Below are 22,855 nucleotides of genomic sequence, written 5' to 3' on the forward strand. Positions count from 1 at the left end.
AAGCCTGACGATCCGCCCGGGCAGGGCACGGCCCTGCTCGGCGTCCACCCACACCCAAAAGAGCTGTCGTGAATAAGCGTTCGCTTCACTACAACCAGCTGTCGCCGCGCGAGATGCAGGCGTTGTACCTGCTGATCTGTGGGCGCTCGACCAGAGAAATGGCGGAGAGACTCCAGATCTCGGTGCATACCGCCCACCACCATCGCCGCTGCGTGTACGAGAAGCTCAACGTGCACAACACGGCGCAGCTCATGCGCGAGGCCTTCCTGGAGGGCTGGCTGGTGCGGCGAGAGGACAGCAATGCGGCGCGCGGCGATCGGCGTCCGCGGCATCAGCCATAGCCGTGCGCGGCATCCTCGCCCTCCGTGAAACTCGGGGCAAGCCTCGCTGCGGGCGCGTCTCCGGGAGTGGTCCGGCTTCGCCCCTGCGGCCGCGCTGATGCGCGAAAGAGCGGGACGCGGGCAGCGGTGCGCCCTGTCGTCCGCCCCTCTTGCTTCAGGTTCCCGCCGAGTCCGGCGTCAGCTCGATGTGCTCGGGCTCGCCGAGGAACTTCGGTTCGGTGCTGAGCAGGAAGATGTCGAGGATCGCCTTGACGCGCGCGAACACTTCGCGCGGCGGGTTGCGGCTGCCGTAGCCGCCATCACTGGTCGCCGGCGCGATGTAGGCGACGACCTTGAGGCCCAGCTTGCGGCCGATGAAGACGGCGCGGTACGAGTGGTAGCGCTGCGTGATGACGGTGAACTGCTTGAGGCCGAACACCGCCTCGGCGCGCACGATCGAGTCCAGCGTGCGGAAGCCGGCGAAGTCCATGGTGATCGCGGTGTCCGGCACGCCGGCCTTGATCAGCTCGCGGCGCATCGCGCGCGGCTCGTTGTAGGTCTCGTCGGGGTTCGCGCCGCTGACGATCAGGTGCTTGAGCTTGCCGTTGCGGTACAGCTCCGCGGCCGCTTCGATGCGGCCGCGGAATTCCGGACTCGGCTTGCCGTTTTCCAGGTACTTGCTGGTGCCGAGCACGACACCGACGTCGTTTGCCGGCAGCAGCGCCCAGTCGCGGTAGATGTACGCGTCGGTGCTGTTGATGACCCAGCGGTTGCCGAGCAGCACGATCAGCGCGAACGCGAGAAAGCCGGTGATCAGCCAGCGTTGCAGGAAGCGGCGAGTCCAGGGTTTCAAGTCGCAAGACCCCACAGCAGATACGCGAACAGCGCGATCTGGATGACGTAGAAAGTCGCACGCACCATCACCAGTGCGACCGAGGTGCCGATCAGATGCACGACGCTCTGCGCGACGCGTGCGCCGAGCACCCAGCAGCCGAGCGCATCGACGCCGGCGGTCTTGCCGAGCAGCTGCGCCGCCAGCACGATCACTGCGAACACCGGCAGGTTCTCGAGCACGTTCAGATGCGCGTGACCGGCGCGTTCGATGAAGGACGGTACGGCGATCGACGCGCCGCGGCCCCAGCTGTTGATGCGCTTGCCGCGCAGCACCTCGAACACGCGCCACGTCAGCACGATGCCGACCAGCACCAGCGTCCACGCGGTATAGCCTAGCAGCGCCGTCATTCCCGTCATGTTTCGTTTTCCCCTCGTTGTGAATCGTTTGGTATTGCGTCGCGGCCGTCGCGGCCGGCGGCGGTCGTCGGCAATTGTAGCCGCTGCGCCGGCGGGATCGCGCCGGCTCAGTGCGAGAGGCGGCGCATCGCCGCCTCGAGGCCCGACAGCGTCAGCGGGAACATGCGGCCCTGGCCGAGCAGTTCGTTGGTGACCTGCACCGACGGCGTGTATTCCCAGTGGTCCTCGCGTTCCGGGTTCAGCCAGACCAGGTTCGGGAACTGGTCATGGAGACGCTTGAACCAGACCGCGCCGGCCTCCTCGTTCCAGTGCTCGACGCTGCCGCCCGGATGGACGATCTCGTAGGGGCTCATGGTCGCGTCGCCGACGAACACGACCTTGTAGTCCGGCGTGTACTTGTGCAGCACGTCGAACAGCGGGATGCGCTCGCTGTGCCGGCGTGCGTTGTCCTTCCACACCGACTCGTAGACGAAGTTGTGGAAGTAGAAGTGCTCCAGATGCTTGAACTCGGTCTTGGCGGCGCTGAACAGTTCCTCGCAGACCTTGATGTGTGGGTCCATCGAGCCGCCGACGTCGAGGAACAGCAGTACCTTCACCGCATTGCGGCGCTCCGGCACCATCTTGATGTCGAGGTAGCCGGCGTTGCGCGCCGTCGAGCTGATGGTGTCGTCGATGTCGAGCACATCGGCGGCGCCTTCGCGCGCGAAGCGGCGCAGGCGGCGCAGCGCGATCTTGATGTTGCGGGTGCCGAGTTCGATGCTGTCGTCGAGGTTGCGGAAGTCGCGCTTCTCCCAGACCTTGACCGCCTTCTTCTGGCCGCCGGGTCCGCCGATGCGGACGCCTTCCGGATTGAAGCCGCCGTGGCCGAACGGGCTGGTGCCGCCGGTGCCGATCCACTTGCTGCCGCCGTGGTGCTGTTCCTTCTGCTCTTCAAGGCGCTGCCGGAGCGTTTCCATCAGCTGGTCGAGCCCGCCGAGCGCCTGGATCTTGGCCAGTTCCTCCGGCGACAGATGCAGCTCGGCCTGCTTCTTCAGCCACTCCTCCGGGATCGAACCGAACAGCTCGCCGGTGACGGCTTCGATGCCCTTGAAGTACGCGGCGAACGCGCGGTCGAAGCGGTCGTACTGCGATTCGTCCTTGACCAGCGCCGCGCGCGACAGGTGGTAGAAGTCGTCGATCGAGAAGATCGCGACGTGCTTCGACAGCGCTTCCAGCAGCATCAGGAATTCGCTGAGGCTGGCCTTGACGCCGGCGGCGCGCAGGGTGAAGAAGAACGTGAAAAGCACGGGTGGCGGGGCAAGGGGTTTATGGCATTGTAGCGCCTCGTTCCCGTCCGTCCGCCAGCGCACCGCCGAGCCGACCATGCCCGCTCCGACCCTCCGCGGTGCCGCCGCTTTCGTCCAGCAGGTGCGGGCCGCCGAACAGCATCTGTCCGGCGCCGATCCGGTGATGGCCGCAGTCATCGAGCGCCACGGTCCGTGCACGCTCGGCGCCACGCGCCGCGACCCGTTCCACACGCTGTGCGCGTCGATCATCAGCCAGCAGCTGTCGAGCAAGGCGGCCGACACCATCCAGGCGCGGCTGATGGCCGGCATCGGCGCCGGGCGCCGCATCACGCCGCCGCTGCTGCTGGCGGCCAGCCACGAGGAATTGCGCGGCTACGGTCTGTCGACCGCCAAGGCGCGGTGGCTGCGCGCGCTCGGCGAGGCGGCCGCGGCCGGCACGCTGGATTTTCGTGCGCTCGGCCGGCTCGACGACGAGGCGGCGATCGCGGTGCTCGACGCGCTGCCCGGCATCGGCCGCTGGACCGCCGAGATGTTCCTGATGTTCGCGCTCAACCGTATCGACCTGTTCGCGATGGACGATGTCGGCCTGCGCCGCGGCGTGGCGATGCTCTACAACCGGGGCCGGCCGCTGTCCGACGCGCGCACCCTGAAGATCACGCGGCGCTGGGCGCCGTACCGCACGATCGCCAGCTGGTATCTCTGGCGCGTCGCCGACCCGGTCAACGAGATCTGGGTCTGAGCGCCGCGCGGCCGTTCAGGCCGCCGCCGGCACCGCCGCCTGCAGACGGCGCTGCGCGCGCCCGTACTTCTCGTCGATGCTGCGCAGCACGTACTGCTGGTGGAAGTAACGCTGCGCGCGCTGCTCGATGTACGCGCACGAGGCCGGCGAGGCGGTGTCGTAGTAGATGGTGAAGTCGAGCAGATCGTCACGGCCGAGCAGGTGCAGCGGCTCGTGGTCGACCGGCACCACGCCGAACTCGACGAAGTGCCGCAGCACCTGGTAGCGCGTCAGGCCGACGATGAAGTCGTAGCCGTGCGCCGCCGCGTGCAGCGCGCTGTGCCGCAGCAGCAGGCCGAGGGCGATGGTCGCGCGAAAGCGCGGCACGACGATCACGTTGTTGACTTCGAGCAGACGCAGCGGCGCGCCGTCGGCGCGCGTCGCGCGCGGCAGCACGCGGCGGAAATGATGATCGCCGTCGTCGACCGGCGTCAGCCGGAAGGTCGCCGCGGTCTGCGCGCCGAATTCGAGCAGGAAGCAGCGCGAATCGTCGGTCGGCCGCAGTCCGGCGAGCGGAAAGCCGAGCGCGCCGTAAGTCTGTTCGAGCAGCGCTTCGTAGGTGCGGCGCTGCAGCTGGCCGTCGATCTCGCGGATGCGGTAGCGCTCCGGGCGGTACAGATCGAGCGACGAATCGGCGGCGCCTGCCGACGGCAGGTCGGCGACGGCGGCGAGCGGAAGGCGGTTCATGTCGGGCTCCCCTCAGGCGGCGCGCTGGTGGTCGTCGAAGAAGCGCTCGACGCTGCGCAGCACGTCGTCGTACAGCGCCCCGTAGTAGCGGAAGGTGTAGCGGCGCGCGCGAATCACCTCGTCGAGCACCTCGGGGGCGGCGGCATATTCGTTGACGGCGCGGCGCGCTTCCTCGAAGTGGCGGCGGTCGAACGAGGCGTGGCTGCGCAGGAAGGTGGTGGCCGTGTCCGGAATGCCGAGCCGGGCCGAGACCACGTCGGCCATGCGTCCGGCGAGTTCCACGCCCATGCCCTCGGTCGCGGCGGCGACGCCGAGGATCGCGCCGGGACGGGCGTGCGTGGCGAGGAAGTAGTTCTGCGTGACCATGCCCCAGACGCCGGGGCCCGGCGCGCGCTGCACGATGCGCTCGGCGTCGAGCCCGAGCCGCTGCAGATCCTTGAGGCAGAACAGCTCGTGGCCGTGCTCCTCGTGCGCCTGTTCGAGCAGCCAGCCGCGCAGGCCGCGGTGCTCGTCGTCGAGCCGCGCGGCGGCGGTCGCCAGCGCGCGCGAGGTGTGACGCACGAGGTGGAAGGTTTCGCGCAGGAACAGCGCGTAGTGGTCGCGGCGCAGCTGGCCGGCCGCGAGTGCGGCCAGCAGCGGGTGGCCGAGGATCTGCGATTCGAAGTCGGCGCGGGTGGCGTCGAGCAACTGCGAGAACGGTTCCAAGCTCATCGGTTTCTCCCCCTGGCAGTCTTGCCTGCGGTGGAGTCTCGACCCGTGCCGATGCGGGGCGCACCTGCCGCAACGGACAGGTCGGCCGTCTTTCCGGAAAGGCGACGATCCCGATGCTGAGGATGCGATTGCGGCGGGGATCTAGCCCCAGTCGATGAGCCCCTGCGAGAGGGCGATCGCCATCGCCTGCACGCGGTTGTTGGCCTGCAGCTTGCGCATGGCGTTTTCCAGATGGAACTTCACAGTGCGCGCGCCGATGCCCATCTGCAGCGAAATCTCCCAATCGGTCTTTCCGAATTTCGCCCAGTTCAGCGCCTCGCGCTCGCGGTCGCTGAGCACCGGCGCCTCCTTGAGCAGACCGAGATGGACCTTGGCCAGCGCTTCGTGCAGATGCGGGGTGAGGAACTCGATCATCACCGCGTGGCGGCGATGCCGCACCATCTCGCGCTCGTCGCAGATGCAGGTGAAGAAGCTCGCCGAGCTGGATTGCGAAAAGCGGGCGCCGAACGAGAAGCCCTCGTTCAGGCCGAAGTCGCGCGCGTCGGCGTAGAACTGCTTGGCACCGTCCACGACATTGCGCTTGCGCAACTCGTGCCAGAGCAGCGGCCGGCCAGCGCCGAACAGTTCGCGCGCGACCGGATCGACGCGGAAGTATTCGCGCTCGCGGTACTGGTTGAGCCACTCGAGCGGAAAATTGATGTGCATCTGCCGCGTGGTGGAAACGATGTTCGCGTCGGCATCGAGCGCGGCCACGCAGATGTGCACCTTCTCGAGCGGAATCAGCTCCGAGGCCAGATGCATGAGCCGCTTCATCTGTTGCTCGGAGCCGACGTGGCGCGCGGTATCGATGACGTCGAGCGCCTTGACCAGATCCAGCTTCGACAGATGTCGGGCGATTTCGGTGGCCGTCGGCATGTTTCTCCCCCATGGCTCGCAGCGCCGACAGTGTAGGCAAGTCGGAGCGCGCGCGGCGCCTGCGGTTTCGCGCTGCGCTGCAGCATCGCACCGCCGCTGCGGACGCCTGTCGATGCGATCGGCAGCGGTGGCCAGGGAAGGTCAGAACCACGTCTGTCATCGCGAGGCCGCGCCGCGGCCGCAGCGATCCGGAGACACAGCTTGCTTCCTGCGTCGCCGCGGCTTCTCGCCGCCGGCGCCTCGTCATGACGATGGATGGCGCGATGCAGAGGCGCCTAAAGCCCGAGCACGGCGCGCAGCGCGCGCGCATCGATCGTGCGCGGCGCATACAGCGGCCGCAGCAGCGTTGCCGCCGGCGCCGGCAGCGGCGCCTCGCCGTCGGCGTTGAGCAGGGCCGGATTGCGCGCGCGCGCCAGGCGGATCAGCGCCTGCTCGACGCAGGCGATCTCGGCGCCGGTGCCCGATGCCGGCAGGCCGCCGCAGTCGAGACGCCCGAGCAGGTGCAGGTGCGCGTCGAGACAGGGCATGCATGCCTGCGCCTGCGCGTAGATCCGCAGGCAGGCGTCGCTCAGGCAGACCTCGGCGAACGAGCCGCCGTCGGCACGGCCGACGTACCACGGCAGCGCCGCTGCGCGGCCGCGCAGGCTGAAGACGAAGCAGCCGCAGGCGGCGGCGAGGCCGTCTTCGCGCCCGGCGATGTCGGCCAGCACGCGTCGCCGCGCGGCCGGTGTCGCGTCGAAACCTCCGTCGGCGGCGAGCGGCAGCTCGAACGGGCCGAACACGGCGAATGCGGTGCCGGCCCATATCGCGCGCCGATGCCGCGTCCGCTTGCGTGTGGTGTCCGGCATGGGTCCTTGACCTTCCGCCGTCGGCGGTTCGGGGCAGGCACATCGATGCTCGCGGTCGGGGATTTCCCGACCAACTGGCCATTAGGACAGTGCCCATTGTCACTGCGGCCTGCGAAGGTGGCGCTGTCATCCGAGCGACATCCATGAAGCCCAAGTGCCATCCAGCCTCTCACGCGCATGCCGGGACGCGACCGGGTTCCGCCGGCAGCGAGCCCGGCCTCGCGCTGCAACGCGGCCCGCGCGCCGTCAATCGCGTCTACGGCGGCCGCGCCATGGCCGAGCTCAAGGCCGAGCGCCGCGAGCGCCTGATGAACGCGGCCTACGCGCTGATCGGCCGCGAGGGCTATGCGCGCCTGTCGATCGAGCGCACCTGCGCCGCGGCGCGCGTCGCTACACGCCATTACTACGAGCACTTCCAGGGGCGCGAGGCCCTGCTGCACGGGCTGTTCGACCGTGTCGAGGCCGAACTCTGGCAGGCCGTCACGCGCGCCCTGACCGAGCCGGGCGTGGAAACCGGAGAACGCAGCGGCGCGGCGATCCGCGCTTTTGTGCGGCATGCGCTGTCCGATCCGATCCGGGCCCGCATCATGTGTCTGGAGAGCGTCGGCGTCAGTGCCGAACTCGAAGAAAAGCGGCGGCGCCTGATCCGTCGTTTCGCCGAGCTGATCCATCAGGTCTCGCGGCAGCTTGCGGCCGACGGCGTGCTGCCGGCCGCCGACTATCGGCTGTCCGGCATCGCCCTGGTCGGCGCGACCAACGAGCTGCTCGTCGAGTGGATCTCCGGCGGCATGCGTCTGACGGTCGAGGAAATGGAATTGCAGGTGCTCAACATCTTCCGCGCGCTGACCAAGGGCGCGGTCTATGCGCACCACGAGGCGGTGGGCTTGCCGATCCTGCCATGCTAGCGGTGTGCCGCGGGCGCGGGGATCAGCTTCCAATCAGCCCCAGTCGACGAGACCTTGCGAGAGAGCGATGGCGATGGCTTGCACACGGTTGCTGGCCTGCAGCTTGTGCATGACGTTCTCGATATGGAACTTGACGGTGCGGGCGCTGCAGCCAATCTGAAGGGAAATTTCCCAGTCCGTCTTCCCGAACTTGGCCCAATGCATGACCTCGCGCTCTCGCTCGGTGAGCACAGGCATTAGCTTGAGTAGGCCAAGCTGTATGCGGCCGAGTGCGGCGTGCAGGTGCGGGGTCAGATAGTCGATGACAGCGAGATGGCGCTGGTGCCGTGGCAATTCGTGTGGATCGCATATGGCCGCGAATACGCTGTAGCCAGGGAAGTGCGAGAAGCGTGCGCCGAAGGTGAAGCCGTCACGCAGCCCGTAGGCGTTGGCGGCGGCATAGATACGCATCTGCTCGGGCGAGCGATGGCGCTGGCGTAAGTCGTGCCAGATGACGGCGCGGCCGGTTCGCATGAGCTCGTCCCAGGCGGGATCGACGGCGGCATAGTTACCCTCCAGGTATTCCTGCACGAATTGCGACGGGTAGTCGATCAGGATGTGGCGGCTGAAGCCGGAAATCTGGGACTGCTCGTCCAACGAAGCGAAGCAGACGTGCATGCGCTCGAGCGGGATCAGCCGCGAGGCAATCGCGACGAGCTGCCGGAACTGGTCTTCGGTACCGGCCTTGTCGGCCTTTTCGACGAGATCCAGCGTGTCGATCAGTTCGGCTTTCGAAAGGTACTTCGCGAGTTGCGAGGCATCACGCATGTCCTTCTCCCAGGAATTAAGTGGGACAGTCGACGCCGCAGATAAAGAATACTGGCGTTCCCCGATCGGCGGGTTCGGCAAGTGTGGACGAACGGAAAGATAAAGCCGACTGATGCTGACGGAAGACCGCCGGCCGCCGATAGGACGTGGGCTGCAGTGGCGGGGATGGTGTGCAGCCCGTGCGTTCATAGCGTGAGCCGGACGTGGTGATGGCGCCCCGATTATGGGAAACCCGCTGCTCTCATTACGTTCAAGCAACGCCGGTCCCGTTGCAGTGTCGGCGCAACTTTAGATAGATCAGTCGATCCAGTAAAAAGAACTTGAAACATGAGCTTCGTTCCTCCCCTTTTATGAGGGCAACTGCCCTTTTGGACAATCGCGGCATTGTGAATCCGGTGGTACACAACCTGAGTCGGGCACGTTGACTCCGAAAACCGGAGTCAGCGATGTCCTGGGGGGCATTGCTATGCCGACCAGGGCCTGCTGCAGAGCATTGCTCCACGGTGCTACTTGCTCCGACATGGGCGTGACAAGGCGAGTTCATCGTTTCACTCAATGAGGAGAGATCATCATGGGGTTCATATCAAGGAGGTTGTCTGCGCCGCTATTGGGCAGCGTCGCCGCTGCCGCAAGCCTGGCCATGCTGGCCACGAATGCGCACGCGGTCACGTTGAACGGCGCTTGGGCGCCGTTCACTCGCTGCCCAGTCGACAGCGCTGCGATGTTGGCGACCGATGGCATCAACACCAATAGCGTCTGCGTCGCCAATGATTCGACCAGCGGCTCGATCAAAATTGGCAAAATGCAGCTGATCAAGCTGGGACCGATCCAGATCGGGAATGCTCCGGTCACGGCGGGACGCAGCAATCTGCAGATTGGCGCTGTGGAGATGACGGGCAATCTCACCGATATCGACGGCACCGTCTCGCCGCCGGGTGGCGCGGTGCTCTCCGATCCGGCTGAGGTCCCTGGTGGCCTTCTGGGCCTGATTTGCTCTGGCTACGATCCAGTGATCACGCCGCTGTGCAATCTCATTACCAACAACGACCTTAACCGAGTCACGGCGACGCTGGTCTCGGCGGGCGCGCCGTCGGACCTGAACCTGATCGCGGCGACGCGAGTCGGTTTGCCGATCCTGACGCTGCCAGTGAAGATCAAGCTCAATCACTTCCTGCTGGGCAATAACTGCTTCATCGGCTCGGACAGCAATCCGATTCTCCTGCATCCACGGAATTCTCAGATCGCAGAGGCCTATGCCTCGACCTATGACCTGGATGGCAATGAGAATATCGATTCCGGCGTCCTGTACTCTGCGGCGGTCAAGTCGACGCAGCTCGATGACACATTCTCTGTGCCTGCGGCGAGCGGCTGCGGAACGATTCCGTTCGTGATTGATGCGGTCCTCAACCTCAAGCAGGGCTTGCCCGCCGCGTCGGGCGTAAACCGCTTGGAGCTGAAAGACGTCTCGGGGGCGACCATTTTCGCGACGGCCCCCGATGGTACGGTGCCGGGCATCAATTTCATGAATGGCTGGAACTCGGCGATCATCTCGCCTTGATCAGGCAGACAGCCGTGTCGGCGGGGACCTTCGAGTCCCCGCCTTTTTTTGCTCAAGGAATCTCTGAAAAAGTTCAGACCTCGTCATTGCGAGGAGCCGTAGGCAACGACGCCATCCCGGCGTGCGACACAAGCGGCGTCTCTGGATCGCTACAGCCGCTGCGCGGCGTCCCGATGACCGAGATTTCAGACCTTCCTCGAAGGCCTGAACGGCGAGGAGAGCCTTTCTCTCGCCTTGGATTCGGCAATGATTCGCGGTGGCGTGAGAGCGCCAGCTCGATGCTGGACGCCGAACCTCGCGTCAGGTTTTAAGCGCTCACCGGTGAATGCATCGAAGCGCCCGCCAGGCGATGGCTGTGGGTGACATGACTCGTGTTTGCGGTCGGGCAAAAAAGGGAGCGCCCTAAGGCGCTCCCACGAGGAGCCGGGATGCATGCAGCCAATCTGGCGACGGGCTGTCCTGTCTGGGCCGATGCATTAAGGCGAGGTGATGGATTGCGTCGGCGAAACCGTCAGGTTGATGTTGGCGACCGACGAGCAGTCAGGCGACATGCTCCAGGGATGCAGCAGCGTGAAGACGTGCGTGGTATTCGAATACTGCACGGGAATGTTGACCGGACCGCAGGTCGAGAGGCCCGGCGCCGTCAGGTAGACGCCTTTTAGCGTGCCACTGGTAATGGGCGAGCTGTAGCTGGTCAGGTCGGCTTTCAACGGGTTCGTCGCCGAGACTATGGACAGCGTGCCGCCGACCAGCACCCTGACTCGGGCGGCGGGGCAGACGATGGGATCGGTCCCGGAACTGCTCGTCGAGAACGTGACCTTAGTGATGGTCAGGAAGTCCACGCCGTTGCTGGAAGTTGCCGCCGGCATGCTGCCCTCGACGGCCATGTCGCACTTGATCGGCGTCGTCGGATCGTACGAGGTTTTCAGCACTTGCGCGGGGCTGCCGGCCGCAGTGCTGGCGGTGATGGAACCGCCCGGCGTCGCCGTGAAGTTGATGGCCATGGCCGGCAGCGACAGGGCCGTCGTGGCGAGCGCGGCGATGCCGTGAAGGCTGCGGATTGCGAGCTTCGATTTCATCTTGAATCTCCTCTGGTAGTTGGTGCTCTTTCGAGCAGTCGCGTCATCGGCGGTGAACGGCAATCCTCGGAGGCTCCCGGCGTGGAGGGCCGTTCCTGCTGGCGGCGCGTTGCGGTTTTTGAGCGAAGCGAGCGATCTGGTCAAACCGCTTTCCGATTTATTCGGCGCGACTTAAAAGTTATGGAAATCAAGGGCAGAAGACCCGAAAGCCGGCCATTCCTGGGGCGGACACACCGTTTCAGCTGGCCGTAAGGACAGGCCATCGCCCGATGAACGGCGCCCTTGCAGCGCGGCCGTGCTTGCCGAGGGTGCATAGCCCAGCCTGCCTAAACAGACAGGTCCGATCATCGGACCGGACCGCCCATACTCCAACGAAGCCGCATCGGGAAAGTCGGCTTGTATGGAATCACAGGCCCCGCGGGGAGACCCCGACGGGAGCTGACCCAAAGAGGGAGGAGAGAGATGGGCAAGAGCGGATGGGGCCGTACGGGCGGCCATGTATGCACGATGCTGGCCATCATGGCGGTATTCTTCGCCATGCCGGCATTCGCCGTGGACTTCGACCTCACCAGCGACGACCTGGCGAAATGGGGCGATATTCATTTCAGCTGGACGAATCGCATCAGCGGCGGCGCCGCCATGCGTGTCGAGGATCGCGACAACCGCATCGTCGGCAAGCAGAACGTGTCGGGCAATCAACTGCTCTGCACGTATGCGGGCAGCTATCATGGCGGCGACTGCCAGTCACTGAACGGCGATCCCGAGCCGAGTCGCCGGCTGATCGCCGCGCCGGGCGGTTACAACATCAACGGTGACGACGGGAACCTCAATTACGACAAGGGTGACGTCACCTATTCCGGCGTTTCGCTACGCTCGACGCTGGGCGGCGAATGGCGCAACGTCAGCTTCAAGGTTGGCGGCATCGGCTACTACGATCCAGTCAACTCGAACTTCAAGACGCACCTGCGCGACATGGACTATCCGAACCGTGGCACGCAGGCCAATCAAACGATCACGCTGAACCGCGACAACCATCGCCGCTCGGACCTCGAGGACGAGTCGGGCTGGAACGCGAAGCTGCTCGAAGCCTATGTCTCGACCGCCTTCAAGGTGGCGGACGACCATCAGCTGCGGCTGGCTGTCGGCCAGCAATACCTGCGCTGGGGCGAGAGCACCTTCATGCTGTTTAACAACCTTGCTCAGATTAATCCGCTGTCGGCGACCTTGTGGCGCCTGCCGGGCGCTGAAGTCAAGGACGCCTTCCTGCCGACGAACCTGGCGACGGCGGGTATCGATCTGGCGCCCAAGCTGAGCCTGAGCGGCTTCTATCAGCTGACTTGGAAGCGGACAGAGCCGGATATCTCCGGCACCTACATGTCGGTGCAGGATGTCGCCGGCGCCGGCCACGGACCGGTGCCCATCTATCTTGGTTTCGACCAATACCCGGAGGATCCGCTGGGGCAGCTGCTCCCAGAGGGTTTCGCCAACACGATCGCTCGTAGCGACCGCACGGTTTATCTCGACCACGATCGTGAGCCGAGCAATGGCGGGCAGTTCGGCTTCCGGCTGGACTACTACGCGGACTGGCTGAACGGCGGCACCGAGATGAGCCTGTACGGCATGAACATCCACAGCCGCCTGCCGTACTTCAGCGCCGAAGCCGCCATGAAGGGTTGCTACGACATCGGTGCGTTCTATCCCGATCCCTATAGCGGAGGTTCAGTTTTCGGCCCCTGCCTGACGATGTACGGACTTGATGAGAACAATCCAGACGATGCCAAAAAAATCTACGCCGACTACGCGGTGCCAGTGGGTTCGATCCGGCCGTTTCTCGAGTATCCGGAAGACATCCATATCTTCGGCGCCAGCTTCAACACGACGGTCGGTGACTGGTCGCTGGCTGGTGAACTGACATACAGCCCGAACCAGCCGGCACAGGTCAGCGTGGTCGATGTGGTCTACGCCGCCGAGCAGCCGGCATTCCCCGACACGCCGGCCGGCAACGGCATGGGCGGGGTGCCTAATAACTACGGTATCAGCAGGATGAATGTGCCGACCAACCGTGTCTATATCCCGGATTACATCGAAACGGTGTACCGGCGCGGCAATGGGCTATACGACACGGATGTCCAGAACCGCGTGCAGCCTGGCGACTACATCCGCGGCTACGAGCGCCTTAAGGTGGGGCAGATCAGCTTCACCGGCATCCGCATCTTCTCGGGGAGCAACTGGATACGTGCCAACCAGATCCTTGCGGTCGGCGAGGTGGCGGCCGTACGGGTCTTCGACATGCCGTCGATTAGCCGTGTGCAGTTCGAAGGGGCTACCGGCCGCAACCTGCATTACAGCATGGGGCAGTCGGAGTACGACCCCGTGCGCGATGGCGTGCCGGGGCCGGTCGAATATGACGACGACGGGTATCCGATCATTCAGACGCCGGCCAACGGTGGCCGCATCGTCGGGCCGCTCGACGTCGCAAACCCCGAGCGCGCGAGCCGCAAGAGCTTTGCCACAGACTTTGCGTGGGGGTACCGCGCCCGTGTGACGGCGACGTACAACGACGTGATCGGCGGCGTGGGCTTCACGCCAGGCATCGAGATCTGGCACGACGTCAAGGGTACCTCGATCTATCCGGCGCAGGATTTCGTCGAGGGCCGCATCCAGACGACATTCTCCAACGAGTTCAAGTTCACTGAGAGCACGACCGCGCTGCTGCGCTATGTGATGTTCAGCGGCGGCGGCTACCGCAATACGCGCATCGATCGCGACTATATCGAGCTGTCGTTCACAAACACGTTCTGAAATTGAGGGCGGCGGCTTATTTGTAGCTGCCGCTGCAACCGGCATTCGATGGAGGGCGGCATGCGAATCATCCGAGAAAAACTGGCGGCATCCCTATGCGTACTGTTGTTATGCGGCGCACCACTGGCGGCGAGCGCCAAGGTGAGCGAGGCGGAGGCCGAAAAGCTCGGCAAGGAGCTGACGCCGTTGGGAGCCGAACCCCAGGGCAGCAAGGACGGTACGATCCCCGAGTGGAAGGGTGCTGCGATATTCAACGATGAGCAGAAGCACTACACATTCGCAAAGCTGCAGCAGTTGCGTAGTGCTGATCCGGACCGCCTGAACATGACGCGGACCGCGCAGGGCGAGGCGGTCGACAAGCCGCTGTTCACGATCACGGCGCAGAACTACACGCAGTACGCCGAGCATCTGAGCGCCGGTCACCAGGAGATGTTCCGGCGCTATCCGGACTACAAGATGATCGTCTATCCGTCGGTGCGCGGGCATTTCGCGCCGGAGGAGATCAACGAAGCGGTGAAGTACAACGCGACGCACGCCGAGCTGGACGGCACCGACGACATCAGCGGCGCGCGCCTGGCGACGCCGTTCCCGATTCCGAAGAACGGCGCCGAGGTGATGTGGAACAACCGCCTGAAGTTCCGCGGTGTGTCGGCGGTGCGGCGCTACAACAACCAGGCGATCGTCGACGCCGACGGCAGCTTCCAGATCTCCAAGCTGATCGAGGACGTGCGCGTCGAGTACGGCAACCTCAAGGACAAGAGCCGCGAGAACAACGTCATCGTCTACTACCTGCAGCGCACGCTGTCGCCGGCGCGCGTCGCCGGGCAGATCACGCTGGTGCACGAGATCTTCGGCAAGGGCACCAGCGGCCGCAACGCGTGGATCTACAACCCGGGGCTGGCGCGCGTGAACCGCGCGCCGGAAGTCGGCTTCGACAATCCCTCGCTCGGGTCGGACGGCCTGCAGTTCAACGACCAGATCGACATGTTCAACGGCTCGCTGTCGCGCTACGACTGGAAGCTGATCGGCAAGCGGGAGATCTACATCCCCTACAACGCGTACACGATGAGCGACCCGCGCTACAAGTACAAGGACATCATCCGCAAGGGGCACATCAACCAGGATCTGGCGCGCTATGAACTGCATCGTGTCTGGGTCGTCGAGGCCAATCTGCGTCCGGGCCACGCGCACCAGTTCAAGCGCCGCACCTTCTACCTCGACGAGGACTCGTGGGCGCTGACGCTGGTCGACTGCTACGACAATCGCGACAAGCTGTGGAAGCTGCAGGAAGGTCACGTCATCACGCTGCCGTTCCTGCCCGGTTCGACCACCGTGCCGGAAGTGATTTACGACCTGCAGAGCGGCCGCTACTTCGTCACGGCGATGGTCAACGAGGACAGCGTCAACAACTTCGAGCTGAGCTTCGATCGCGAGTACTTCCTGCCGAAGAACCTGCGCAGCCTCGGCGAGCGCCGCTGAAGCGCAACGACGGAACGAAGATGGACGATCGCATGAAGCGGAGAAGTCTTGCGGCACTGCTCGTGGCCGCGGTCTGGTTCGCCGCCGGCGCGGCGCGCGCCGATGATCCAACGCAGGAACCGGCACCGGCGCAGCGGGCGCCGCGCCCGGCGCTGATGGCGCGGCTCGCGGCGTCCGCGCCGCTGCTGGATCTGGCGCGGGCCGGGCCGCGGCTGGTGGCGGTCGGCGCGCGCGGCAACATCGTGGTCTCGGACGACGGCCGCGACTGGCGGCAGGTGCACAGCCCGGTCGACGTGATGCTGACGCGCGTGTTCTTCCTCGACGCGCGCCGGGGCTGGGCGGTCGGCCACGACGGCGTGATCCTGCAGACCGGCGATGGCGGGCGGCACTGGTCGGTGCAGCGCTGGGTGCCGGATCGCGGGCCGCTGTACGACGTGCTGTTCCTCGATGCGCAGCGCGGCTTCGCGGTCGGCAGCTATGGAGCGCTGCTGCACAGCGACGACGGCGGCGCGCACTGGCAGGAGATCGACAGCCCGATCCGCGAGCCGGGCCTGCACTTCAACGCGATCGCGCGGCTCGCCGACGGCACGCTGTTCATCGCCGGCGAGCGCGGCATGCTGGCGCGTTCGGCCGACGAGGGGGCGAGCTGGACGATGCTGGATTCGCCGTACCGCGGCTCGATGTTCGGCGTGCTGCCGCGCGGCGCGCACGGCGCGATGATCTTCGGTCTGCGTGGTTCGATCTATGTCACCGACGACGCGCGCGCCGTGCGCAGCATCGCCGTCGACGGCTGGGACGAATTCGACCGCGAGACGGTGAGTGATCCGGCGGCGCTCGCCGCGCTCGGCTGGCGGCACGTCGACAGTCCGTCGCACGAGAGTCTGTTCCGCGGCATCGCCGACGGTGACCAGGCGCTGCTGACCGGCGTCAACGGCGTCGTGCTGCAGGTGCCGGACGATGGCGGCCCGGTCCGCGCGCTGGCCAGCGCCGAGAATGAAACGCTGTCGGGGCTGCAGCCGTTCGACGGACAGTGGATCGCCGTCGGCCTGCGTGGCGCGCGCGCGCTGCCGGTGGTCGCCGCCACGAGTCCGCGGCTGGCAACGGCGGGAGCGAAGCCATGAGCGGGCCGGGCATGTCGCAGAACTCGGTGGCGCGGCACATCCTGCGCCTCGTCGAGCCGATCATCTTCGGGCATCGGCGGGCGCTGCTGATCGTGCTCGGCGTGGCGACGCTGCTGCTGGCCTGGCAGGCGTCGATGCTCAAGCCGCAGGCCGGCTGGCTGAAGATGGTCCCGCAGCAGCATCCGTACATGCAGGTCTTCCTCAAGCACTACGCCAGCTTCGGCGGCGCCAACACCGTCGTCGTCGCGCTCAAGGCCCGGCACGGCACCATCTACGAACCGCAGTTCATGGATCGACTGCGCCAGGTCACCGACGCGGTGTTCTTCGTGCCCGGCGTCGACCGCTCGCGCGTCAAGTCGATCTTCACGCCGAACACGATCTACGTCGACGTGATCGAGGACGGGCTTGCCGGCGCCACCGTCGTGCCCGGCGACTACGCGCCGACGCCGGAGATGGTCCGGCGCATTCGCGCCAACGTCGGCAAGGCCAACGTCATCGGCCGCCTGGTATCGGAAGACGAAACCTCGGCGCTGGTGCTGGCCGAACTGCAGGATCTCGATCCGGTCAGCCGTGCGCCGCTCGACTACGTCGCCGTCGGCCGGCAGCTCGAAAAGATCCGCGAGCAGTTCGAGGACGACCGGGTCAGCGTCGAGATCATCGGCTTCGCCAAGGTCGTGCACGACATGACCGAGGCCTCGGTCGAGGTGGCGATGTTCTTCGTGGTCGCGCTGCTGTGCATGGCGCTGCTGCTGTGGATCTACATCGGCTCGCTGTCGCTGGCGATGATCGTGCTGCTGACCTCGCTGGTCGCCTGCGTCTGGGAGCTGGGCCTGCTACACCTCGTCGGCTACGGGCTCGATCCGTTCGCGATGCTGGTGCCGTTCCTGATCATGGCGGTTTCGGTCAGCCACGGCGTGCAGTACGTCAACGCCTGGGCCAACGAGATCTCGACGCGCGGCGCGACCGGCTACCAGGCCTCGCTGGCGACCTTCCGCGCGCTGGCGATCCCCGGCGTGGTGGCGTTGCTGACCAACGTCGCCGGCTTCTCGACGATCTATCTGATCGACATCGACGTGATCCGCGAGATGTCGATCAACGCCGCGTTCGGCATGGCCGGCGTGATTCTCGTCAACAAGGCCTTGCTGCCGGCGGTGCTCTCGTATCTGCGTCTGCCCAACGTCGAGAAATTCCGCCATGCGCAGGCGGTGCGCGAGCGCATCGGTGACGCGGTGTTCCGGCGCATGTCGGTGCTGACCGAGCGCGGTCCGGCGATCGCCGTGATCTGCGTCTGCATCGGCCTGGCCGTCTACGGCGCGCTGCGCTATCCGCAGGTGCAGATCGGCGATACCACCGAGGGCGTGCCGGAGCTGCGCCCGGATTCGCGCTTCAACCGCGACGCGCGGCAGATCGCGCGCGACTTCTGGCTCAGCACCGACATCTTCACGGTGGTGGCGGAGACCTTCCCGGACGCCTGCATCGACTATCGGGCGATGGCCGAGGCCGACCGCTTCGCCTGGTATCTGCGCAATACCGAAGGCGTGCGCGACGTTTTCACGCTGTTCGATATGTCGAAGCTCGCCTATGCCGGCCTCAACGAGGGGCGTCTCAACGCGCAGGTGATTCCGCGCGACAAGTACTCGCTGGCGCAGTCGACGGCGCTGGTGCCGACCACCACCGGCCTGCTGAACAAGGATTGCAGCGCCCTGGCGATCCAGGCCTACACGACCGACCACAAGGCCTCGACCCTGGCCGGCATCGTCGAGGCGGTGAAGCGCTACGAAGCGGGCGAGAACCAGGACCGCCGCGTGCAGTTCCGGCTGGCGTCCGGCAACAACGGCGTGATGGCGGCGACCAACGAGGAGGTTCACCGCAACGAGCTGCCGGTGGTGATCTACGTCTACGCGGTGGTGCTGCTGTTCCTGTGGCTGTCGTTCCGTACCGTGTCCGGCGTGCTCTGCGTCGGCCTGCCGCTGGCGCTGGTGACGCTGCTCGGCTACGCGGTGATGGTCGAGATGGGCATCGGACTGAAGGTGGCGACGCTGCCGGTGCTGGCCTTCGCCTGCGGCATCGGCGTCGACTACGGCATCTACAGCTACTCGACGGTCGCCGCCGGCATGCGGCGCGGCCTGAGCCTGCGCGACGCCTATTACGAGAAGATGCGTTCGACCGGCAAGGCGACGCTGTTCACCGGCGTCGGCCTGGCCAGCGGCGTGGCGATGTGGATCTTCTCCAAGCTGCAGTTCCAGCGCGACATGGGCATCCTGCTGGTGTTCGGCTTCACCGCCAACATGATCGGCGCCATCGTCGTGCTGCCGGCGCTCGCGCACTTCCTGGCGCGCGAGGAATACCGGCACCGCAACAAGGACCTCACGGTCGGCGCCGAGGAGGCTTTCCAGCCGCGCTAGCGCCGCCGCTCAGAGCAGGATCAGCGTGCCGAGCGCCAGCAGGCTGAAGAAGCCGCAGACGTCGGTGAAGGTGGTCAGGATCACGCTGCCGGCGAGCGCCGGGTCGACGCCGAAGCGCTTGAGCGTGAGCGGTACGAAGATGCCGGCGAGCGCGGCAACGGTCTGGTTGATGACGATGGCCAGACCGACGACCAGCGCGAGCATCGGATCGCGGAACCACAGCCAGGCGGTGGCGCCGACCACCGCGGCCCACAGCACGCCGTTGACCAGCGCCACGGCGAGCTCCTTGCGCAGCAGCGGCCGCCAGTTGTGGTAGCCGATCTGGCCGAGCGCGAGGCCGCGGATCATCAGCGTCAGGGTCTGGCTGCCGCCGATGCCGCCCATGCTGGCGACCACCGGCATCAGCACGGCGAGCGCGACCACGCGGCTGATCGTGCCCTGGAACAGATCGACGACGGAGGACGCGAGGAAGGCGGTCAGCAGATTGATGCCGAGCCAGATCGCGCGGCGCCGCGCGGCGCCGCGCACCGGCGCGAAGATATCCTCGTCCTCGTGCAGGCCGGCCATCGACAGCAGTTTGTGCTCGGCGTCGCGGCGGATGACGTCGACGACGTCGTCGACGGTGATGCGGCCGATCAGGCGGTTGCGTTCGTCGACCACCGGCGCCGACACCAGGTCGGCGTCCTGGAAGCGCTGCGCGACGCGCTCGTCGGGCAGCGAGGCCGGCATCGTCTCGCGTTCACGCTCCATCACGTTCGACACCAGCTCCTCCGCGCCGCGCGTGAGGATGCGCGCCAGCGGCAGCGCGCCGAGGTAGTGGCTGTAGCGGTCGACGACGTACAGCGCGTCGGTGTGATTCGGCAGCTCGCCGCGCAGGCGCAGGTAGCGCTGCACGACGTCGAGCGTGACGTCGGGGCGCACCGTCACCGTGTCGGTGTTCATCAGGCCGCCGGCGGTGTCGGGCTCGTAGGCGAGCACGGATTCCAGGCGCGCGCGGTCGTCGGCATCGAGCGCCTTGAGCACCTGCTGCGTGACCGTCTCCGGCAGGTGCTCGACGAAGTCGGCGAGGTCGTCGATGTCGAGTTCGCCGGCGGCGGCGACCAGCTCGTTGACGTCCATCTGCCGGATCAGCTCGGCGCGGACGTCGTCGCCCAGATGCAGCAGCACCTCGCCGTCGTCCTCCGGGCTGACCATGTTCCAGACGATTGCGCGCTGCCGCGGCGGCAGCGATTCGAGCAGGCCGGCGATCTCGGCCGGATTGAGCGCGTGCAGCGCGCGGCGCGCCGGCAGCAGGCGGCCGCTGCTCAGCCGCTCGCGCAGCAGGGCGACCGCGTCGTGATTCGCCTGTTCGCGTTCGGACACGCGCAAAGCTCCGGGGTGGGACGGTCGAAAGTGTAGGGGGATGCTCTGAGCGCGATCTGAACGAGGCGGCCCGCTACAGGTCGTCGAGCGCCGCGATGCGGTCGCGCATGTCCTGCAGCTCGGTGCAGCGCAACAGCTCGGCGACGGCGGCGCGCAGGCGGCCGACGTCGGCGTCGATGATGTTGCGCTTGATCTCCAGCACGCTGGCCGGATGCATCGAGAACTCGGTCAGGCCGAGGCCGAGCAGCAGGCGCGTGTAGCGCGGATCGCCGGCCATCTCGCCGCACATCGCCACCGGGATGGCGGCGCCGGCGCCGGCCTCGATGGTGCGGCTGATCAGTTGCAGCACCGCCGGATGCAGCGGGTCGTACAGATAGTTGACCTCGTCGTCGACGCGGTCGATCGCCAGGGTGTACTGGATCAGGTCGTTGGTGCCGATCGAGAAGAAGCGCGCGTGGCGGGCGAGCATCGGCGAGGCCAGCGCTGCGGCCGGCACCTCGATCATCACGCCGATCGCGACGTCGTCGCCGATCTCGCGGCCTTCGCCGAGCAGTTCGTCGCGGGCGGCCGCGATCACGGCGCTGGCCTGACGCAGCTCCTGCAGGTTGGAGATCATCGGCAGCATGATCTGCATGCGGCCGAGGCGCGAGGCGCGCAGCAGGGCGCGGACCTGGGTGCGGAACAGCTCCGGTTCCTTCAGGCACAGGCGGATCGCGCGCAGGCCGAGCGCCGGATTGTTCGGCGTCGGCCCCGGCGAGCGGCCGGAGTCGACCTGCTTGTCGGCGCCGAGGTCGAGCGTGCGGATCGTGATCGGTCCTGAAGTCGCCGAGACGATGCGCGCGTAGGCGTCGAGCTGTTCGTCCTCGCTCGGCAGATCCTTGCGGTTCATGTAGAGGAATTCGGTGCGGTACAGGCCGACGCCCTCGGCGCCGTTCTCCTCCGCCACCCTGGCGTCCTCCGGCAGCTCGATGTTGGCGAGCAGCTTCACGCGCACGCCGTCGCGCGAGACCGCGTCGCGACCGCGCAGGCGCACGAGGCCGGCGCGGTACTGCGCCTGGCGGCGCTGCTTGGCGCGATAGAAGTCGAGCGCGATGTCGTCCGGCGTCGCCAGCACGTGGCCGGCCTCGCCGTCGACGATGATCTCCTCGCCCTCGCGCAGCAGGCGGCGCGCGTCGCGCAGGCCGACGATCGCCGGAATGCCGAGGCTGCGGGCGAGGATCGCGGTATGCGACAGCGGACCGCCGTACTCGGTGACGAAGGCGGCGACGTGCTGCTGCGCGAGCAGGATGATGTCGGCCGGCGTGATGTCGTCGGCGACCGTGATGTAGGGCTCGGTGCCGCTCTTCTGCGGCAGCTGGCGCTCGGATTTGAGCAGCACGCGCTGGATGCGCGCGCAGACGTGCTCGACGTCGTCCTTGCGCGTGCGCAGGTACGGATCGTCCATCTGCTCGAAGACGGCGATCAGCGCGTCCTTGGTCTTGCGCAGTGCCGCTTCGGCGTTGATGTGCTGGTTGCGGATGTGCGCGATCGTGGTGTCGGTGATCGAGCGGTCATCGAGCATCAGGATGTGCGTGTCGATGAACGCGGCGATATCGCCCGGCGTGCCGGCCGGAATCTTTTCGCGCACCTCGCGCAGCTGCTCGCGGGCACGGCGCTGGGCGCCGACGAAGCGCACGATCTCGCCTTCGATGTCGCCGGGCGCGAGCGTGCGTTCGGGGATGTCGAGTTCGCCCGCATGCAGCTTCTGCACGCGGGCGATGACGATGCCGCGCGAGACGCCGACGCCGGAAAGCCAGAGGCTCATGCGGGGCGCCTAGTTTTCTTCGTCGAACTTGTTGGCGATCAGCGCCGCCAGTTCGTCGAGCGCCTGCTGCTCATCCGGCCCTTCGGCGATCAGGGTGATCTGCGAGCCCTTGGCGGCGGCCAGCATCATGACGCCCATGATCGACTTGCCGCTCACCTCGCGGGCGTCCTTGCGCACGCGGATCTCGGATTCGAACTTGGAGGCCAGCGTCACCAGGCGCGCCGCGGCGCGCGCGTGCAGGCCGAGCAGGTTGACGATCGTGACGGTACGTTCCACGGATGGTGTTCCTATGAGCCCGGCGCGGCCGGGTGGCTGACGACGATGCCGCGCGTGCCGCCTTCGACGGCGTTGCGGACCATCTCCGGCAGCGCGAGCTTGGGATAGTTGAAGATGCGCACCAGCATCGGCAGGTTGACGCCGGCGATGACGGCGGTGCGCTCGTCGCCGGCGAGCTTGTTGGCGATGTTGCTGGGCGTCGAGCCGAAGGCGTCGGTCAGCATCAGCACGCCGGCGCCGGAGTCGAGCCGCTCGATCATCTTGCGGCCCTGGTTGATCAGCACCTCGTGCGCCTGCACGCGCCGCACTTCGAGCACGTCGGCGGCCAGCGGCAGCTCGCCCATCATGTCGCGCAGCGTGTCGAGCAGGTGGTGCCCGAGCTTGCCGTGCATGACCAGCAGCACGCCGACGCTCATGCGCGGTTGCCGCGACAGCGGCGGCGTGGCGGGACGGAAGAAGGC

Annotated in this window: 21 protein-coding genes; 8 read left to right on the forward strand and 13 right to left on the reverse strand. The window is 66.5% G+C overall.

Going from position 1 to position 22,855, the window contains the following annotated elements; translation table 11 throughout:
• The first annotated feature begins 68 nt into the window (after nucleotides 1–68).
• Nucleotides 69–341: a response regulator transcription factor gene (locus H149_RS0110245; RefSeq protein ID WP_020649662.1), complete on the forward strand. Its 273-nt coding sequence runs from the start codon at nucleotides 69–71 to the stop codon at nucleotides 339–341.
• Nucleotides 342–495: 154 nt separating this feature from the next.
• On the opposite strand, the gene H149_RS0110250 is transcribed toward H149_RS0110245, so the two are convergent.
• The 3 genes from H149_RS0110250 to H149_RS0110260 form a co-directional block, all read right to left on the reverse strand.
• A complete protein-coding gene (locus H149_RS0110250) occupies nucleotides 496–1,173 on the reverse strand; it encodes a SanA/YdcF family protein (RefSeq protein WP_020649663.1) in 678 nt (225 codons plus the stop codon).
• Nucleotides 1,170–1,571, reverse strand: a complete 402-nt coding sequence (locus H149_RS0110255; protein ID WP_026353067.1) for an MAPEG family protein — start codon at nucleotides 1,569–1,571, stop codon at nucleotides 1,170–1,172. The genes H149_RS0110250 and H149_RS0110255 overlap by 4 nt, the downstream gene beginning before the upstream one ends.
• Nucleotides 1,572–1,678: 107 nt before the next feature.
• Nucleotides 1,679–2,857, reverse strand: a complete 1,179-nt coding sequence (locus H149_RS0110260; protein WP_020649665.1) for a vWA domain-containing protein — start codon at nucleotides 2,855–2,857, stop codon at nucleotides 1,679–1,681.
• Nucleotides 2,858–2,933: 76 nt separating this feature from the next.
• Between H149_RS0110260 and H149_RS0110265 the strand changes: the two genes are divergently transcribed.
• On the forward strand, nucleotides 2,934–3,596 hold the full coding sequence (locus H149_RS0110265; RefSeq protein ID WP_020649666.1) for a DNA-3-methyladenine glycosylase family protein: 663 nt from the start codon (nucleotides 2,934–2,936) through the stop codon (nucleotides 3,594–3,596).
• 15 nt (nucleotides 3,597–3,611) lie between these two features.
• On the opposite strand, the gene H149_RS0110270 is transcribed toward H149_RS0110265, so the two are convergent.
• The 4 genes from H149_RS0110270 to H149_RS0110285 all read right to left on the reverse strand — a co-directional run bounded on the left by H149_RS0110270 (nucleotide 3,612) and on the right by H149_RS0110285 (nucleotide 6,796).
• Complete coding sequence (locus tag H149_RS0110270) at nucleotides 3,612–4,322, reverse strand: hypothetical protein (RefSeq protein WP_020649667.1); 711 nt, start codon at nucleotides 4,320–4,322, stop codon at nucleotides 3,612–3,614.
• Nucleotides 4,323–4,334: 12 nt separating this feature from the next.
• The gene (locus tag H149_RS0110275) at nucleotides 4,335–5,033 is read right to left on the reverse strand and encodes an iron-containing redox enzyme family protein (RefSeq protein ID WP_020649668.1); all 699 of its coding nucleotides are present in this window, start codon (nucleotides 5,031–5,033) and stop codon (nucleotides 4,335–4,337) included.
• A gap of 141 nt (nucleotides 5,034–5,174) precedes the next feature.
• Complete coding sequence (locus H149_RS0110280) at nucleotides 5,175–5,948, reverse strand: helix-turn-helix transcriptional regulator (RefSeq protein WP_020649669.1); 774 nt, start codon at nucleotides 5,946–5,948, stop codon at nucleotides 5,175–5,177.
• Between the two features lie 275 nt (nucleotides 5,949–6,223).
• Entirely contained in the window at nucleotides 6,224–6,796 is a 573-nt protein-coding gene (locus H149_RS0110285) for a hypothetical protein (protein ID WP_026353068.1), read from the reverse strand.
• A 143-nt stretch (nucleotides 6,797–6,939) separates the two neighbouring features.
• Between H149_RS0110285 and H149_RS20560 the strand changes: the two genes are divergently transcribed.
• On the forward strand, nucleotides 6,940–7,701 hold the full coding sequence (locus H149_RS20560) for a TetR/AcrR family transcriptional regulator (RefSeq protein ID WP_051101839.1): 762 nt from the start codon (nucleotides 6,940–6,942) through the stop codon (nucleotides 7,699–7,701).
• A gap of 33 nt (nucleotides 7,702–7,734) precedes the next feature.
• Here the strand turns inward: H149_RS20560 and H149_RS22155 are convergent, their stop codons facing one another.
• Nucleotides 7,735–8,508 carry a helix-turn-helix transcriptional regulator gene (locus H149_RS22155; RefSeq protein WP_020649672.1) on the reverse strand — a complete coding sequence of 258 codons (774 nt, stop codon included), beginning with the start codon at nucleotides 8,506–8,508 and terminating at the stop codon, nucleotides 7,735–7,737.
• A 571-nt stretch (nucleotides 8,509–9,079) separates the two neighbouring features.
• Here H149_RS22155 and H149_RS20570 point away from each other — a divergent pair.
• A complete protein-coding gene (locus H149_RS20570; protein WP_154654735.1) occupies nucleotides 9,080–10,066 on the forward strand; it encodes a hypothetical protein in 987 nt (328 codons plus the stop codon).
• A gap of 476 nt (nucleotides 10,067–10,542) precedes the next feature.
• On the opposite strand, the gene H149_RS20575 is transcribed toward H149_RS20570, so the two are convergent.
• A complete protein-coding gene (locus H149_RS20575; protein ID WP_039748684.1) occupies nucleotides 10,543–11,145 on the reverse strand; it encodes a hypothetical protein in 603 nt (200 codons plus the stop codon).
• A 462-nt stretch (nucleotides 11,146–11,607) separates the two neighbouring features.
• Here H149_RS20575 and H149_RS0110315 point away from each other — a divergent pair, with 462 nt between their 5' ends.
• Genes H149_RS0110315 through H149_RS20590 form a run of 4 tightly spaced genes read left to right on the forward strand, consistent with a single transcriptional unit; the run spans nucleotide 11,608 to nucleotide 18,952 of the window.
• Nucleotides 11,608–13,947, forward strand: coding sequence for a DUF1302 domain-containing protein (locus H149_RS0110315; RefSeq protein ID WP_083930922.1), 2,340 nt, complete (start codon nucleotides 11,608–11,610; stop codon nucleotides 13,945–13,947).
• Nucleotides 13,948–14,007: 60 nt separating this feature from the next.
• Nucleotides 14,008–15,426 (forward strand): DUF1329 domain-containing protein, encoded by a 1,419-nt coding sequence (locus H149_RS20580; protein WP_039748726.1) that lies wholly within the window; start codon nucleotides 14,008–14,010, stop codon nucleotides 15,424–15,426.
• 32 nt (nucleotides 15,427–15,458) lie between these two features.
• On the forward strand, nucleotides 15,459–16,547 hold the full coding sequence (locus H149_RS22160; RefSeq protein WP_154654736.1) for a WD40/YVTN/BNR-like repeat-containing protein: 1,089 nt from the start codon (nucleotides 15,459–15,461) through the stop codon (nucleotides 16,545–16,547).
• Nucleotides 16,544–18,952 carry an efflux RND transporter permease subunit gene (locus H149_RS20590; protein ID WP_083930923.1) on the forward strand — a complete coding sequence of 803 codons (2,409 nt, stop codon included), beginning with the start codon at nucleotides 16,544–16,546 and terminating at the stop codon, nucleotides 18,950–18,952. Before H149_RS22160 ends, H149_RS20590 begins: the two co-directional genes overlap by 4 nt.
• Nucleotides 18,953–18,961: 9 nt before the next feature.
• Here the strand turns inward: H149_RS20590 and mgtE are convergent, their stop codons facing one another.
• The 4 genes from mgtE to H149_RS0110350 form a co-directional block, all read right to left on the reverse strand.
• Nucleotides 18,962–20,320 carry a magnesium transporter gene (mgtE, locus tag H149_RS0110335; protein ID WP_020649680.1) on the reverse strand — a complete coding sequence of 453 codons (1,359 nt, stop codon included), beginning with the start codon at nucleotides 20,318–20,320 and terminating at the stop codon, nucleotides 18,962–18,964.
• A 67-nt stretch (nucleotides 20,321–20,387) separates the two neighbouring features.
• Complete coding sequence (ptsP, locus tag H149_RS0110340; RefSeq protein WP_020649681.1) at nucleotides 20,388–22,118, reverse strand: phosphoenolpyruvate--protein phosphotransferase; 1,731 nt, start codon at nucleotides 22,116–22,118, stop codon at nucleotides 20,388–20,390.
• Nucleotides 22,119–22,127: 9 nt separating this feature from the next.
• Nucleotides 22,128–22,394, reverse strand: a complete 267-nt coding sequence (locus H149_RS0110345; RefSeq protein WP_020649682.1) for an HPr family phosphocarrier protein — start codon at nucleotides 22,392–22,394, stop codon at nucleotides 22,128–22,130.
• An 11-nt stretch (nucleotides 22,395–22,405) separates the two neighbouring features.
• Nucleotides 22,406–22,810 carry a PTS sugar transporter subunit IIA gene (locus tag H149_RS0110350; protein ID WP_020649683.1) on the reverse strand — a complete coding sequence of 135 codons (405 nt, stop codon included), beginning with the start codon at nucleotides 22,808–22,810 and terminating at the stop codon, nucleotides 22,406–22,408.
• Nucleotides 22,811–22,855 lie beyond the last annotated feature (45 nt).

The sequence above is a fragment of the Solimonas variicoloris DSM 15731 genome (genome assembly GCF_000382285.1).
Taxonomy (GTDB): Bacteria; Pseudomonadota; Gammaproteobacteria; order Nevskiales; family Nevskiaceae; genus Solimonas; species Solimonas variicoloris.

Bases quoted from the DNA above. Each gene is read 5' to 3' on its own strand.
- H149_RS0110275 (WP_020649668.1), bottom strand. From the start codon at position 5,033: ATGAGCTTGGAACCGTTCTCGCAGTTGCTCGACGCCACCCGCGCCGAC.
- H149_RS20580 (WP_039748726.1), top strand. From the start codon at position 14,008: ATGCGAATCATCCGAGAAAAACTGGCGGCATCCCTATGCGTACTGTTG.
- H149_RS0110350 (WP_020649683.1), bottom strand. From the start codon at position 22,810: ATGAGCGTCGGCGTGCTGCTGGTCATGCACGGCAAGCTCGGGCACCAC.
- H149_RS0110315 (WP_083930922.1), top strand. From the start codon at position 11,608: ATGGGCAAGAGCGGATGGGGCCGTACGGGCGGCCATGTATGCACGATG.
- H149_RS22155 (WP_020649672.1), bottom strand. From the start codon at position 8,508: ATGCGTGATGCCTCGCAACTCGCGAAGTACCTTTCGAAAGCCGAACTG.
- H149_RS0110270 (WP_020649667.1), bottom strand. From the start codon at position 4,322: ATGAACCGCCTTCCGCTCGCCGCCGTCGCCGACCTGCCGTCGGCAGGC.
- H149_RS22160 (WP_154654736.1), top strand. From the start codon at position 15,459: ATGAAGCGGAGAAGTCTTGCGGCACTGCTCGTGGCCGCGGTCTGGTTC.
- H149_RS20570 (WP_154654735.1), top strand. From the start codon at position 9,080: ATGGGGTTCATATCAAGGAGGTTGTCTGCGCCGCTATTGGGCAGCGTC.
- ptsP (WP_020649681.1), bottom strand. From the start codon at position 22,118: ATGAGCCTCTGGCTTTCCGGCGTCGGCGTCTCGCGCGGCATCGTCATC.
- H149_RS20560 (WP_051101839.1), top strand. From the start codon at position 6,940: ATGAAGCCCAAGTGCCATCCAGCCTCTCACGCGCATGCCGGGACGCGA.
- H149_RS20590 (WP_083930923.1), top strand. From the start codon at position 16,544: ATGAGCGGGCCGGGCATGTCGCAGAACTCGGTGGCGCGGCACATCCTG.
- H149_RS0110285 (WP_026353068.1), bottom strand. From the start codon at position 6,796: ATGCCGGACACCACACGCAAGCGGACGCGGCATCGGCGCGCGATATGG.
- H149_RS0110265 (WP_020649666.1), top strand. From the start codon at position 2,934: ATGCCCGCTCCGACCCTCCGCGGTGCCGCCGCTTTCGTCCAGCAGGTG.
- H149_RS0110255 (WP_026353067.1), bottom strand. From the start codon at position 1,571: ATGACGGGAATGACGGCGCTGCTAGGCTATACCGCGTGGACGCTGGTG.
- H149_RS20575 (WP_039748684.1), bottom strand. From the start codon at position 11,145: ATGAAATCGAAGCTCGCAATCCGCAGCCTTCACGGCATCGCCGCGCTC.
- H149_RS0110280 (WP_020649669.1), bottom strand. From the start codon at position 5,948: ATGCCGACGGCCACCGAAATCGCCCGACATCTGTCGAAGCTGGATCTG.